This is a genomic window from Rhodopseudomonas sp., assembly GCF_013377015.1.
In the GTDB taxonomy this organism is placed as follows: domain Bacteria; phylum Pseudomonadota; class Alphaproteobacteria; order Rhizobiales; family Xanthobacteraceae; genus JARJEH01.
Map to the genome: position 1 here is coordinate 802,855 of NZ_JACABA010000002.1, position 14,165 is coordinate 817,019.

A 14,165-nucleotide genomic window follows, 5' to 3' on the forward strand; every position below is an offset into this window, starting at 1 on the left:
CGAATCAACTTCGTTACTTCCCGACAAACAGCGGTTTGCGTTTCTGCTTGAACGCCGTGATTCCCTCCTGCGCGTCGACGGTGCGTGAAATCGCAGCCAGGGTTTGGGCTTCATCCTCCATCTGGGTTTCCAGGGTCCGGCTCGGCGTCGCCAGAAATAGCCGCTTGATGCCGCCATAGGCTTCGGTGGGTCCGGCGGCAAGCTCGCGCGCGATCCGCTCCGCTTCGGCAACCACCGCGTCGTCGGCGACCACGATGTCGACCAGACCGGCCGCCAGCGCGGCCTCGGCGTCCAGCGTTTCCGACAACAGAAAGAACCGCCGCGCCCGCGCCACACCCATCCGCCTCGTTACGGTCGTGGTCGAACCGCTGTCCGGCGTGAAGCCGATCTTGGCGAACGCCGCCGAAACCTTCGCCGATCGGCCAATCACCACCAGATCGGCCGCCGCCATCAGCGACACGCTGCCGCCGGCGACATTGCCCTGCACCGCCACCACCACTGGGGCGCGCATCCGCACCATGCGCACGATCGCGGAGTGCAGATCGGCGGTCCAGGCTTTGATGGTTTTCGGCAACGTCTTGCCCTGCTCAACCATCTTGGTCAGATCACCGCCGACGCTGAACAGCCTGCCACGCGCGGAAATCAGCACCGCGCGGACGTCGTCGCGCTCGCTCAGCTCGCCCATCGCCAGGCTGAACTCGCGACAGAACGCGCCGTCGATCGGATTTCCGGTGCCGGGCCGGTTCAGCACCAGATACGCGAGGCCATCACCGATCTCGCATTCGAACGTCGTCGTTGCTTCCAGACCCATTGTCGCGCTCCCGATTGGTCGTTTGATGAGTGTTCTTGGCGAACCACAGGGCCGTTGACGAAGTGTTTTGGCTCCTGCAATAATTTGCGATGGAAGACATTTCGAACGTCAAGCCGGCACGGCGGTCGCCGTTGGTGACGAGGCCGGCGCAGCGCGCCAAGGCAAAGCCCGGCAAATCCGCGTCGTCTCGCGCAGCGTTCAAACCGAAAGCGCGGCGTGGCGCGGCGGCGCAGACCGCCTCCGACGAGGTAGCCCCGGCGTCGAAATCGGAAAAATCCCGCGACACGATTCTCGAGGCCGCCGCGAAGCTGTTTCGCCGTCAGGGGTATTCGGCGACCACGCTGCGCCAGATCGCGGCCCTGGCCGAGATCAAGGCCGGTAGCATCTACTACTATTTCGACTCCAAGGAGGCGATCCTCGACGAAGTGCTGCATCAGGGGCTGCATCGCATCTTCAACGCCGTCCAGTTGGCGCTGAAGGACGTCGGCAAGGTCTCGCACCGCCGCCGGATCGGGATCGCGATCGAGGCGCATCTGGTGGCGTTGCTCGAAGCCAGCGATTTCACCTCGGCCAACATCCGCATCTACGGCCAGTTGCCGGAGCGGCTGAAGAAGCGGCATCGCCCGATCCGCCGCGCTTACGCCAAGTACTGGGATCAGCTGTTTCTCGATGCCCGCCGCGCCGGCGAAATCCGCGCCGACATCGAAATCGTGCCGTTGCGGATCTTCGTACTCGGCGCGCTGAACTGGACCGTCGAATGGTTCAACTTCACCAACAAGGCCGAGGTGTTGAAACTGGCGCGGCGCACCGAATTGCTGATCTTCGACGGCGTCAAGAAGAAATAGCCGCGGGACTCCCTCGGCGCCCGATCCGCGCATGGCTAGCGGCCCTGCCACACTGGCTTGCGCTTTTCGGCGAAGGCGCGCGGGCCTTCGATTGCATCCTGACTGGCATAGGCCGCGACATGCAGCCGGTTCGCCTCGACCAGCCCCTGCGCGCAGCCGAGATCCATCGCCGCCCGCACGCTGGCCTTCGCCGCCTTCACCGACAGCGGCGCGCCCTCGACGATCTTGCGCGCCAAAGCCAGCGCCCGCGCCCGCACCGCGTCGGGCGTGTCTTCCAGATGGTTGACGAAGCCAAGGCCGGCGAGTTGCTCGATCGGCACGGTCTCGCCGGTCAGCACCAGTTCCATCACCAGCGGCTGCGGCAGCATCCACAACAGCGGCACCGCCCAGGGCGAGCCGCGTCCCATCTTCACCTCGGTGATCCCCGCCCTTGTGCCGCGCAACCCGACCCGCAGATCGCTATTCAGCGCCAGCAGCATGCCGCCCGCCATCAGCGAGCCGGTCATCGCCGCGATGATCGGCTGCGGCACGCCGCGCATCGCGGTCTGCATCGGGTCGCGCATCAGGCTCAGAATATCGACGCCGTCGCGCTGCCGGATCTCCGCCGCCTGCTTGAGGTCGAGCCCGGCCGAGAATACCCCGCAATCCGCCGAGGTCAGGATGATCGCCCGCACCGCGGCATCGCCTCCGGCGCGCTGCCACGCATCGGTCAACCCGTTCATCGCCGCCACCGACAGCGCGTTCTTGCGCTCCGGGCGATCGATCGTGATCGTGGCGATGCCGTCCACGACCTCGTAGCGGATCGGCTCGTTCTCCGGCATCGCGGCCCCTTTCCCAAATTCTAACATCTGTTAGAATACGCCCCGGCGCATCGAACACAACCTCAATTCGGAATCGAAAATCACCATGCAACAGCTCAAGATGCGCTTCGCACCGGATCTCCTGCAGGACAAGATCGCCCTCGTCACCGGCGGCGGCACCGGGATGGGCCGCGCCACCGCGCTGGAAATGGCGCGCTGCGGCGCGAAACTGATCGTGCTCGGCCGCCGCGTCGAGCCGATCGAGGACTGCGCCAGCGAGATCAAAGCGGCCGGCGGCACGGCGCTGGCGCTGTCCGGTGACATTCGCGATGCCGACGCGATCGACGGCGTGATGCGGCGCATCAAGGACGAATTCGGCCGGCTCGACATCCTGGTCAACAACGCTGGCGGCCAGTTCGTCGCGCCGGCGCGCGAGCTCAGCAACAAGGGTTTCGAGACCGTGATCCGCAACAACCTGGTCGGGTCGTGGCAGATGACCAAGGCGGCGGCCGATCATTTCATGCTCGAGCACGGCGGCTCGATCGTGTTCGTCACCGCCTGCGTGCGCTCCGGCCTCGCCGGCTTCGTCCACACCGCCGCGGCGCGCGGCGGCGTGCTGGCGATGATGAAGACTCTGGCATTCGAATGGGCCGAATTCGGCATCCGGCTGAACTGCGTCGCCCCGGGCACGATCAAAACCGAGGGCATGGGACACTACCCGATCGATCCCGAGCAATGGCTCAAGCTCAATCGCAACATCATGGGCCACATGGGCGACGTCGAGGACATCGCCGCGGCGATCATCTTCCTGTCGTCGCCGCTGGGGAAATTCGTCACCGGCGAGGAATGGTACATCGACGGCGGCGAAACCCTGCATCTCGCCCACGACGCCCGGCAGATGATCGACATGATGAAGTTCGCCAACCGCGAGCGCGGCGACGGCAAAGCGAAATAGGGTGACGTCATTGCGAGCCGGCGGCCACAACGATCGCGCCGGCCTTTACAGCGCCTGCGCGACCTTGACGCCCTCATAGACCGCGCGCATCGCGTCGAGCTCGGCGGCTTCCTTGGCGCCGCCGATCACGTGGGCCTCGATCCCCGCCGCGCGCAATTCATCGAGCATGCCGCGATTGGATTCCTGGCCGGCGCAGATCACGACGGTGTCGACCGCGATCAGCCGCGGCGCGCCGTCGACCACGATATGCAGCCCGTCGTCGTCGATCCGTTGATAGTTCACGCCGGCCAAGATCTTGACGTCGCGCTTGGCGAGGCTGCTGCGCAGGATCCAGCCGGTTGAGACGCCGAGCTCGGCGCCCGGCCGCGAGGTCTTGCGTTGCAGCATGGTGATCTCGCGCGGGCTGGGCCGCGGCGCCAGCGGATCGCCGCTCAAGCCACCGGGCTTGGTGAGGCTGGCGTCGATCGCCCATTCGGCCTGGAACCCGGCGAGGTCGAGCCCGCGCGCATGCGGGCCTTCATCGGGCTGCGAGTGGCAGAGATATTCGGCGACGTCAAAGCCGATGCCGCCGGCGCCGATGATCGCGACCCTGCGGCCGGCGTGGCGCCTGCCGCTCAGCAGGTCGTTGTAGAACACCACCTTGGGATGATTGATGCCGGGAATTTCCGGAATCCGCGGGTGCACGCCGCACGCGACCACCACCGCCTGGTAGCCGCCGTCCTTGAGGTCCGCGATCGACGGCGACTGCGACAGCCGCAGCTCGACGCCGCCGTCAATGACCGCGCCGTCATAGTAGCGCAGCATCTCGTCGAATTCCGCCTTGCCGGGCACCGCCCGCGCCAGATTGATCTGGCCGCCGATCCGGTCCGACGCCTCGAACAACGTGACGTGGTGACCGCGGCGGCCGGCCTCGGCGGCGGCGGCGAGGCCGCCCGCCCCGGCGCCGATCACCGCGATCTTGCGCGGCGACGCAGCCGGAGCTTCGTCGAACTCGGTTTCGCGGCAGGCCCGCGGATTGACCAGGCAGGAGGCGCTGCGGTCGGAGAAGATCAAATCGAGACAGGCCTGGTTGCAGGCGATGCAGATATTGATCTTGTCGGCGTGGCCTTCCCTCACCTTCTTCACGAAATGCGGATCGGCCAGCATCGGCCGCGCCATCGACACCAGGTCGCTGTCGCCGCTGGCCAGCACCTCCTCGGCCAGTTCCGGCGTGTTGATCCGGTTCGACGCCACCACCGGAATCCCGACCACGCGCTTCAGTCTGGCCGCGGCGAAGCGCCAGGCGCCGCGCGGAATCGGATAGGCGATGGTCGGCACCCGCGCCTCGTGCCAGCCGATCCCGGTGTTGAGAATGTCGGCGCCGGCGGCCTCGACCCGCTGCGCCAGCCGATCGATCTCCTCGCCGGTGGCGCCGCCCTCGACCAGATCGATCGCGGAAATTCGATAGATGATGATGAAACCGGCGCCCGCCGCGGCGCGCACCCGCTTCACCAGTTCGACCGGCAGTCGATGCCGGTTCTCTTCCGAGCCGCCCCATTCGTCGCTGCGATCATTGGTGCGCAGCACGGTGAATTCATTGATCAGATAGCCTTCCGATCCCATGATCTCGACGCCGTCGAAGCCGGCGTCCTTGGCCAGCAGCGCGCAGCGCACATAATCGGCGATGGTCTGCTCGATCTGTTCGCCGGTCATCGCCCGCGGCGGAAAGCGGTTGATCCGCGAGCGAATCTCCGACGGCCCGAGGCATTCCTCCTGCTTGGCATAGCGACCGGAATGCAGGATCTGCAGGCAGATCCTGCCGTCATGCGCGTGCACGGCGTCGGTGATCTGGCGCAATTCGCGCGCTTGCGCCGGTTCGGTCAAGATCGGTCCGCCCGGCTCAAGCAGGCCCGCGGTGTTCGGCGCATAGCCGCCGGTGATGATCAGCCCGACCTCGCCTTTGGCGCGTTCGCCGAGAAACACCGCCATCTTGTGCAGCCCGTTCTCCTCCATGTCGAGGCGGGTGTGCATCGAACCCATGATGATGCGGTTGCGCAGCGTGACCTGCCCGACCTTCAGCGGCGACAGCAGATGTGGATAGCGCGATGATCCCGAACCGCCCGACATTCGTTTGCTCCCTTGACGCTTTTGCATATTTTCTAACAGTTGTTAGACTGAATGCAAATCAAATGCCTTCCGGGAGAAGCACCATGGACTACACGCTGAGCGAGCAGCAGCAGGCGTTCCAGGAGGCCGCACAGCGGTTCGCCAAGCAAAAGCTGGCGCCGCATTACCTGACGCGGGCGAAGCAGAACGGCATCGACCGGGCGCTGGTGAAGGAAATGGGCAGCCTCGGCCTGATCGGCGCTGACCTGCCCGAGCAATATGGCGGCCTGGGCGAAAGCTGCGCCACCGCCGGGGTGATCATCGAGCAGATCGCCACTGCGGATTTCAACGTCTCCTATGTGCAATTGCTGGCGTCGCTGATGGGCAGCATGATCGCCAAGCACGCCTCGCCGGAGATCGCCGCGCAATGGCTGCCGCGCGTCACCAGCGGCGACGCCATTCTCGGGCTCGGCCTCACCGAGCCGCGCGGCGGCTCCGATGCGGCCAATCTGGTGCTGCGCGCCGAGCGCTCCGGCAATGGTTATCGCCTCAACGGCGAAAAGACCTCGATGAGCTTCTCCGACCAGTGCGACGCCGCCGTGGTGTTCGCCCGCACTGGAAAAGTCGAGGACGGCGCCCGCGGCGTCAGCGCGTTCTTTGTCGACCTCAACCAGAGCGGCATCACCCGCACCCATTTCGACGACATCGGCACCAAGCCGGTCGGCCGCGGCTCGGTGTTCTTCGACGACGTCTTCGTCCCCGCCGAATGCATGCTCGGCGACGAGAACCGGGGATTTTCCCAGATCATGGCCGGCTTCGACTACAGCCGCGCGCTGATCGGACTGGAATGCATCGGCCCGGCGCAGGCCTCGGTCGACGAGGCCTGGGAATACAGCAAGGGCCGGATCGCGTTCGAGCGGCCGATCGCGCAGTTCCAGGGCGTCAGCTTTCCGCTCGCCGAGGCCGAGACCCAGCTCACGATGATGCGGCAGCTCTGCTATTACACGCTGTCGCTACGCGATCGCGGCCTGCCGCACACCGCCGAGGCGGCGATGTGCAAATGGTACGTGCCCAAGGTCACTTGCGAGATCATCCACCAGTGCCTGCTGACCCATGGCCATTACGGCTACACCACGGACCTGCCGTTCCATCAGCGCTATCTCGACGTGATGGGCCTGCAGATCGGCGACGGCACCGCGCAGATCCAGAAACTGGTGATCGCCCGCGAGAAGGTCGGCCGCGTCGCGGTGCAATACGCCAAGCAGAGCTGAGGCGGTTGGCTATTTTGCCGGCCCTTCGAAGGCGGGATCGCTGATTCGGACCCGCTCTTCATTCAGTTGCCATAGCTTGGGATAGGCGCGGCGGAAATCCTCCAGCAGTGCCCCGATCGGCGGGTCGGCCGACCAGCCGCGATCGTTGACGTATTCCATGTGGCGCCGATCCTTGGCGTCGAATTCGTGGAACAGCGCGTCGCTGTGGCCGTCGAAGATCAATTCCTTGACGCCGAAGCGCTGGCACAATTCGGTGTTGAACGCCGGCGTGACCTTGAACATCTTGCCGTCGAGCCACAGCGCCACATAGCCGTGATACAGGAACAGATCGGTCTCCATCAATTCCGACAGCTTTGGCGAATTCAAATGGTTGCGCACATCGGCGAAGCCGACCGCGGCGGGAATCCCGGCGGCGCGCAGCGCCGCGGTGAGCAGGATCGCCTTGGGGATGCAGAAGCCCGAGGGCTGTCCGGCAATCCGGCTGGCGCGATATTCGTCCGCAGTGACGCCGATATGAAACGGATCGTAGCGGATGTCGTCGCGCACCGCGTTGAACAGCAGGATCGCCTTCTCGGTCGGGCTGCGATCCTCGGCGCCGGCCAGCACCCGCGCCACGAATTCACGCACCTCGGCGGAGTCGCTGTCGACATAGGCCGACGGCTGCAGGTATTCCGGTCGACAGGCAGTCGTGCTCATCTTGGGCTCCAGGCGATTTATTCGAACAAACGTTAGAATTTTCCGATTGTCAATCGGCGGCGCGCGAGGCAACGTTCGCGCCAACAACGCTACGCGGGCCGGAAATCGGCGAGGAAGCACCACATGCCATATGCCTGGGAGCCGTCGCCGGAGCTGATCGCAGCGAGCAATCTCGCCGACTTCCTGCGCGCCACCGGCTGCCCGGACTACGACGCCCTCGCCGCCCGCGCCGACGCCGATCCGGCCTGGCTGATGCAGCAGGTGTTCGCCTTCTGCGACGTACGGTTCTATCGGCCGTATGACCGGATGCTCGACCTCTCGCGCGGCGAGCCTTGGGCGCGCTGGTGCGTCGGCGGCACCACCAACATCGTACTGAACTGCCTCGACAAGCATCGCGGCACGCCGGTGTGGGACCAGACTTTCCTGGTCTGGGAGGGCGAGGACAAACGCGAGCAGCGCAGCGTCAGCTACGCCGAATTCGACCATGAAGTCTGCCGCCTGGCGCAGGGCTTGCGCGCGCTCGGCATCGGACGCGGCGACGTGGTGGCGATCTACATGCCGAATCTGCCGGAAACCTTCGCGGCGTTCTTCGCGATCCTGAAGCTCGGCGCCATCGTGATGCCGCTGTTCTCCGGCTTCGGCCCGAGCCCGATCCAGTCGCGGCTCAACCACGGCGAGGCCAAGGCGGTGATCACCGCCAGCGGCACCTGGCGCCGCGGCCAGCCGGCGGCGCTGAAGTCGGTACTCGACACAGCCCTGGAGCACGCGCCGAGCGTGCAACACGTTATCGTCGTCAAGCGTGACGGACTCGACATCGACACCCCGATGCAGGCCGGCCGCGATCATTGGTGGAGCGACGTCGTCGCCGGACAGGACGGCGCAATCGCCACCGTCGAGATGCAGGCGGAAGATCCGGCGATCCTGCTTTACACCTCCGGCACCACCGGCGAGCCCAAGGGTTGCGTCTGGACCCAGATCGGCTTCATCGGCTCGATGGTGACGCGCGACATCATCATCTGCGGCGACTTCAAACCGTCGGATCGGTTCTTCTTCTTCAGCGACATGGGCTGGATGGTGGGCGCGATGTGCGCCTGCATTCCGAGCTTCGCCGGCGGCAGCCTGCTGATCGCCGAAGGCACCCCGGATTTTCCCGACACCGGACGGTTCTGGCGGCTGATCCAGGATCATCGCGTCAGCTATCTCGGCGTCTCGCCGACCATCGTGCGCAGCCTGATGCGCTACGGCACCGACGAGGTCGAGAGATACGACCTTTCCAGCCTGCGCATCACCGCGTCGGGCGGCGAGGCCTGGACCGAAGCGCCGTGGCGCTGGTTCTTCGAGCACGTCTGCAAGTCGAGGCTGCCGATCATCAATATTTCCGGCGGCACCGAGGTCGGCGGATGCATCTTCACCGGGACGCCGATCCACCCGATGAACCCGTGCTCGTTCGCGCGCCCGGCGCTCGGTGTCGGCGCGGACATCGTCGACGTCACCGGCAAGAAGGCGGCGGCCGGCGAAGTCGGCGAGCTGGTGCTGCGCCACGCCTCGATCGGCATGACCAAGAGCCTGTGGAAGGCCGACCAGCGCTACATCGAAAGCTACTGGAGCACGCTACCGGGGCTTTGGGTGCATGGCGATTTCGCAATGCGCGACCACGATGGCCTGTATTACATCCTCGGCCGTTCCGACGACACCATCAAGATTTCAGGCAAGCGCACCGGCCCGGCCGAACTCGAAGGCATCCTGGTTGCGACCGGAAAGATTTCGGAGGCCGCGGTGTTCGGGATTCCGCATCCGGTCAAGGGCTCGGCGATCGTCTGCGCCTGCGTGCCAATGCCCGGCGTCGCCGCCGACAACACCATGGCCGACGCATTGTCGGCTGCGCTGGTCGACGGCATGGGCGCGTCGTATCGGCCGGAGCGAATCGTCTTCGTCGACGATCTGCCCCGCACTCGCAATTTGAAGATCATGCGCCGGGTGCTGCGCGCGGTGTTCGAGCACAAGGACCCCGGCGACCTGTCGGCGCTGGCCAATCCAGAGACCGTGGAACGGATTCGCGCGAAGCTTGGAGATTAAACTTCAGCGGATGATGCAGTCACAGCGCATCCGCCACCATCGCCGTCATTCCGGGGCGCGGGCGGCGCAAGCCGCACGCGAACCCGGAATCTCGCTTCACGCTCGACATCGCCGCGAGATTCCGTGTTCGCTCGCCTGCGGCTCGCGCCCCGGAATGACGGCTGTTGTTGTCGCCGCAGCGATCGTTGCCGCTCAGATCGGGCAATCCTGCGGGAACACCGGCTTGCGCTTTTCGACATGCGAGGCCAGGCCCTCGCGGGCTTCCGCGCCGGTAAAGCCGAGAATTTCCAGCGCGGTCGAGGTGTCGAAGATCGGGCCGTTGACCCGCAGCCAGTTGTTCAGGGAATATTTGGTCCAGCGGATCGCGCTTTGCGCGCCGTTCGACAGGTCCTGCGCGGTCTCCAGCGCGATCCGTTGCAGGTCAGCATCCTCGACGCACAGCGACACCAGACCGATCCGCTCGGCCTCATCGCCGGACAGCGGCTTGCAGGTCAGCAGATAGTACTTCGCCTTCGCCAGCCCGCACAGCAGCGGCCAGATGATGCAGGCCACGTCGCCGGCGGCGACACCGAGCCTGGTGTGGCCGTCGACGATGCGCGCCGATTTTCCGCAGATCGAAATATCTGCCAAAATACCGACCACCAGGCCGGCGCCAACCGCGACGCCGTTGATCGCCGAAATGATCGGCTTGTTGCAGTTGATGACGTTGTAGACCAGATCCTTGGCTTCCTTCCAGGTCGACATCCGCGCCACCGGATTGTCCAGGATGCTCTTGATCAGTTCGAAATCGCCGCCGGCGGAAAACGCCTTGCCAGCGCCGGTGACGATCACGGCGTTGATATCCGGGTCGTCGTTGATGTCGCGCCAGATATGAGTGAGCTGGGTGTGGGTCTCGGCATCGACCGAATTGTAGGTCTCGGGCCGGTCGAAGGTCAGCCGCAGGATCCGCGGCGCCGGATAGTCGAGCTTCAGCTTGGTGTAGGCCTTGTAGCGATCGGACATGGTGTTTCCCCTGGCTGGTCTGCTGGCGCGTTTGATCGGCCAGAGCGATTGTCGCTGCATTTTCGGGCCGGCTGCATTTTCCGGCCGCGTTGGCGTGTGCAACCTGCTATGAATTTATTCGAACGGATGTTAGAATTATGTCCGATTGGCGAGAGCCGCAAGCGCAGAGTTTCGGGAACGAAACCCGCCAGCGACTAAACACAAGAAGCCTCGGGAGTGAGACGATGTCAGGCCAACCCACCATGGCCGCGATCAGGACGGCCGGCGCGGTCTCCACCGTCGGCGAATTGTTTCGCGCCCGCGCTCTGATCCAGGGTTCGGCGATCGCCATTGAGTATGACGGCCGGCAGCTCAGCTATGCGAAGCTGCTCGAGCGGGTGCGGCGGCTGACCGCAGCGCTGGCGAGCCTCGGCCTGCAGCGCGGCGATCGGCTGGCGCTGCTGTCGCGCAACCGGCCGGAATATTTCGAGGTCGAACTCGCCGCCGGCAATCTCGGCGTCATCACCGCTTGCGTGAACTGGCGATTGTCGCCGCGCGAACTGGCCTATTGCGTCGAGCTGGTGTCGCCGAAACTGTTGATCGTCGAACCGGACCTGGCAGGCTCCCTGCCCGCGGTCGACGGCCGATCGACCATCGAGCTCGGCGAGCCCTATGAGCGGCTGCTGCAGCAGCACAGCGACCGCGACGCGCCGATCGTCGCCGAGCCGGAAGATGGCCTCGTCATCCTCTACACCAGCGGCACCACCGGTCTGCCGAAAGGCGCGGTGATCTCGCACCGAGCCATGGTGACCCGCTCGCTGATGTTCAGCTCCGAACTCAACATCTCCTATCGCGACGCCTTCGTCGCCTGGGCGCCGATGTTCCACATGGTGTCGACCGACCACGGCCTGTCGACGCTGCTGCGCGGCGGCACCGTTGTGGTGATCGACGGATTCCAGATCGAGCCGCTGCTCGCCGCCATCGCCAAGCACCGGATCGGCTGGTTGGTGCTGATCCCCGGCATGATCGATGCGTTCATCGATGGCTTCAAGGCGCAGAATGCGCAGGTGAAGGGTGTCGGCCTGTGCGGCGCGATGGCAGACCTGGTGCCGCCGCACACGCTGGCCGAGGTCACCGCCTTGTTGCGCGCACCCTATGTCAACAGTTTCGGCTCGACCGAAACCGGATTGCCGCCGGCGACCCGGTCATTGATCGGGATCGGCGAAGTCCCGACCCGACTATCGAAACAGCAAAGCGGCTTCTGCGAAATCAAACTGGTCGACGCCGACGATCAGGAAGTCGCGGACGGCATGCCGGGTGAGTTGGCGCTGCGCAGCGCCACGCTGTTTTCCGGCTATTGGCAGGCGGAGGAGACCAATGCGCGCGATTTCCGCGGCGGCTGGTTCCACATGGGCGACATGTTCCGCCGCAACGCCGACGGCACGCTCGATTTCGTCGATCGCGTCAAATACATGATCAAGTCCGGCGGCGAGAACATCTATCCGGCCGAGATCGAGCGCGTGCTGATGAGCGACGCGCGAATCACCGAGGCCGCGGTGGTGCGGGTCGCCGATCCACGCTGGGGCGAAGTGCCGGTGGCATTCGTCTCCAGCACCGACAAAGCGGTCACCGAAGCCGATTTGATCGGTCTGTGCCGGCGCGATCTCGCCACCTACAAATGCCCGCGCCGGGTGCAGTTCATCGACTTCGGCGAGTTTCCGCGCTCCACCAGCGGCAAGGTGCAGCGCCACGAATTGGAAGCCCGGCTGACGGCGGCCTGCCGATGAGCCGCGACACGTTGCGCGGCAAGGTCGCGGTGATCGGCATTGGACAATCCCCGACCGGCAAGGTGCCGGGTCGCAGCCCGTTGTGGCTCGCCGCCGACGCCGCCGCCAAGGCGCTGGCCGATTGCGGCCTGCCGAAGAGCGCGGTCGACGGCGTACTGTCGAGCCCAGCAATGGCTTCGTCGTTCCATCGCTTCAGCGTGGCGTTCAGCGAATATTTCGGGATTCAGCCGACGTTTTCCAACACGCTGCAGGTGTCGGGCGCCACCGCCGCGACGATGTTCAACATCGGCGCCGCGGCGATCCATGGCGGCCTCGCCGAGGTGGTGATGGTGGTGGCCGGCGACAGCATGCTGAGCGGCCTGACCCCGGACCTGGCGCTGCGCGCGCTGACCGAGAGCCGCGACCAGCAATACGAAATGCCGTTCGGGATTCCGGTCGCCAACACCTTCGCGATGACCGCGCATCGCCACATGAAGGAATTCGGCACCACCGCCGAGCAGTTCGCCGAAGTCGCGGTGGTGCAGCGGCGCCACGCCAGCCGCACCCCCGGCGCCCAGCAGACCGCGCCGATCACCGTCGACGACGTGCTTAACTCCGCGATGGTAACGACGCCCTATCACAAGCTCGATTGCTCGCTGATCTCCGACGGCGGCGCGGCGTTCATTCTGACCTCGGCCGAGCATGCCAAGGCGCTCGGCATCGAAAAGCCGATCTACATTCTCGGCGGCGGCGAATGCTACACCCACGAGCACATCTTCCTGATGCCGTCGCTGACCACCACCGGCGCGGTGCAATCCAGCCGTCGCGCCTATGCGATGGCCGGGTTCGGGCCCGACGATATCGACGTCGCCGGGGTTTATGACTGCTTCACCGGCACCGTGATCATGATGCTGGAAGATCTCGGCTTCTGCCCGAAGGGCGAAGGCGGCCGCTTCGTCGCCGATGGCGGCATGAGCTATGGCGGCAAGATCCCGTCCAACACCCACGGCGGGCTGCTGTCGTTCGCGCATTCCGGGATTCCCGGCTCGCTGTTCCACTTCTACGAAGTGATCGCGCAGTTGCGCGGCCAATGCGGCGTTCGTCAGGTCGAAGGCGCCGAACTCGGCCTGGTGCATTCGCTCGGCGCCGGCTTCGCCACCAACGCCACCACCATCCTGGGAACGGAGAGCACACTGTGATCTCGCCGCAAGACGCCCTGAAGAAGCCGGTGCCGACGCCCGACGCAGATTCCGCCGCGTTGTGGCGCGGCTTGCGCGACGGCGAATTGCTGCTGCAGCACTGCGGCGCCTGCGGCGACGTGCAGTATTATCAGCAGGCCACCTGCCGCCGCTGCGGCGGCGACAACATCGCCCACCGCGCCGCCAGCGGCCGCGGCAAGGTGCACTCCTTCAGCGTGGTGCATCGCGCCCCCGGCCCCGCCTTCAAGGCCGACCTGCCCTACGCGGTGTTGCTGGTCGAACTCGACGAAGGCCCGCGCATGATCAGCAGCTATGTCGGCGGCCCGCCCGACGAGGTGACGTTCGACATGGCCGTGATGCTGGTCTGCGAGCCGATCAGCGACGACATCGCGCTGCCCCGCTTCCGCAAGGCGTGAGCGTCATCGTCATTGCGAGCCGAGGCCGGCGCAACGCGCCGGGCGACGGCGAAGCAATCCGGCGCTGCAGACTCAGCGCTGGATTGCTTCGTCGCTGCGCTCCTCGCAATGACGCCGAGACACGCTCGGTCTCGACGCTGCGATGCGCAAACATTTTCTAACAATTGTTCGATTTTGTCGTTTGCTCGATTGAAATCGCCGAAACTTCTGCCTAAAGATGACGGCACAACATCACGGCCGCGCCGGGCGAAGACCCGGGACGAC

At 65.4% G+C, this 14,165-nt stretch carries 12 protein-coding genes; 7 read left to right on the plus strand and 5 right to left on the minus strand.

Going from position 1 to position 14,165, the window contains the following annotated elements; all coding sequences use genetic code 11:
• Positions 1–13 precede the first annotated feature (13 nt).
• Complete coding sequence (locus HXX15_RS12245; protein ID WP_296516326.1) at positions 14–811, minus strand: enoyl-CoA hydratase-related protein; 798 nt, start codon at positions 809–811, stop codon at positions 14–16.
• 89 nt (positions 812–900) lie between these two features.
• Here HXX15_RS12245 and HXX15_RS12250 point away from each other — a divergent pair, with 89 nt between their 5' ends.
• Positions 901–1,656 (plus strand): TetR/AcrR family transcriptional regulator, encoded by a 756-nt coding sequence (locus HXX15_RS12250; RefSeq protein ID WP_296516327.1) that lies wholly within the window; start codon positions 901–903, stop codon positions 1,654–1,656.
• Positions 1,657–1,691: 35 nt separating this feature from the next.
• Here HXX15_RS12250 and HXX15_RS12255 read toward each other — a convergent pair whose 3' ends face one another.
• Positions 1,692–2,477 carry an enoyl-CoA hydratase/isomerase family protein gene (locus tag HXX15_RS12255; RefSeq protein WP_296516328.1) on the minus strand — a complete coding sequence of 262 codons (786 nt, stop codon included), beginning with the start codon at positions 2,475–2,477 and terminating at the stop codon, positions 1,692–1,694.
• 85 nt (positions 2,478–2,562) lie between these two features.
• Here HXX15_RS12255 and HXX15_RS12260 point away from each other — a divergent pair, with 85 nt between their 5' ends.
• The gene (locus HXX15_RS12260; protein ID WP_296516329.1) at positions 2,563–3,411 is read left to right on the plus strand and encodes an SDR family oxidoreductase; all 849 of its coding nucleotides are present in this window, start codon (positions 2,563–2,565) and stop codon (positions 3,409–3,411) included.
• Between the two features lie 45 nt (positions 3,412–3,456).
• Here HXX15_RS12260 and HXX15_RS12265 read toward each other — a convergent pair whose 3' ends face one another.
• Complete coding sequence (locus tag HXX15_RS12265; RefSeq protein ID WP_296516330.1) at positions 3,457–5,517, minus strand: NADPH-dependent 2,4-dienoyl-CoA reductase; 2,061 nt, start codon at positions 5,515–5,517, stop codon at positions 3,457–3,459.
• A gap of 83 nt (positions 5,518–5,600) precedes the next feature.
• Here HXX15_RS12265 and HXX15_RS12270 point away from each other — a divergent pair, with 83 nt between their 5' ends.
• Complete coding sequence (locus HXX15_RS12270; protein WP_296516331.1) at positions 5,601–6,767, plus strand: acyl-CoA dehydrogenase family protein; 1,167 nt, start codon at positions 5,601–5,603, stop codon at positions 6,765–6,767.
• Positions 6,768–6,776: 9 nt separating this feature from the next.
• On the opposite strand, the gene HXX15_RS12275 is transcribed toward HXX15_RS12270, so the two are convergent.
• Complete coding sequence (locus HXX15_RS12275; protein WP_296516333.1) at positions 6,777–7,463, minus strand: transglutaminase family protein; 687 nt, start codon at positions 7,461–7,463, stop codon at positions 6,777–6,779.
• 123 nt (positions 7,464–7,586) lie between these two features.
• Here HXX15_RS12275 and HXX15_RS12280 point away from each other — a divergent pair, with 123 nt between their 5' ends.
• Entirely contained in the window at positions 7,587–9,539 is a 1,953-nt protein-coding gene (locus HXX15_RS12280; RefSeq protein ID WP_296516334.1) for an AMP-binding protein, read from the plus strand.
• Between the two features lie 192 nt (positions 9,540–9,731).
• Here the strand turns inward: HXX15_RS12280 and HXX15_RS12285 are convergent, their stop codons facing one another.
• The gene (locus tag HXX15_RS12285; RefSeq protein WP_296516335.1) at positions 9,732–10,541 is read right to left on the minus strand and encodes an enoyl-CoA hydratase/isomerase family protein; all 810 of its coding nucleotides are present in this window, start codon (positions 10,539–10,541) and stop codon (positions 9,732–9,734) included.
• A gap of 224 nt (positions 10,542–10,765) precedes the next feature.
• On the opposite strand from HXX15_RS12285, the gene HXX15_RS12290 reads away from it, so the two are divergent.
• Genes HXX15_RS12290 through HXX15_RS12300 form a run of 3 tightly spaced genes read left to right on the plus strand, consistent with a single transcriptional unit; the run spans position 10,766 to position 13,901 of the window.
• A complete protein-coding gene (locus HXX15_RS12290; protein ID WP_296516336.1) occupies positions 10,766–12,307 on the plus strand; it encodes an AMP-binding protein in 1,542 nt (513 codons plus the stop codon).
• Positions 12,304–13,485, plus strand: a complete 1,182-nt coding sequence (locus HXX15_RS12295) for a thiolase (protein WP_296516337.1) — start codon at positions 12,304–12,306, stop codon at positions 13,483–13,485. The genes HXX15_RS12290 and HXX15_RS12295 overlap by 4 nt, the downstream gene beginning before the upstream one ends.
• Positions 13,482–13,901, plus strand: coding sequence for an OB-fold domain-containing protein (locus HXX15_RS12300; protein WP_296516338.1), 420 nt, complete (start codon positions 13,482–13,484; stop codon positions 13,899–13,901). The genes HXX15_RS12295 and HXX15_RS12300 overlap by 4 nt, the downstream gene beginning before the upstream one ends.
• Positions 13,902–14,165 lie beyond the last annotated feature (264 nt).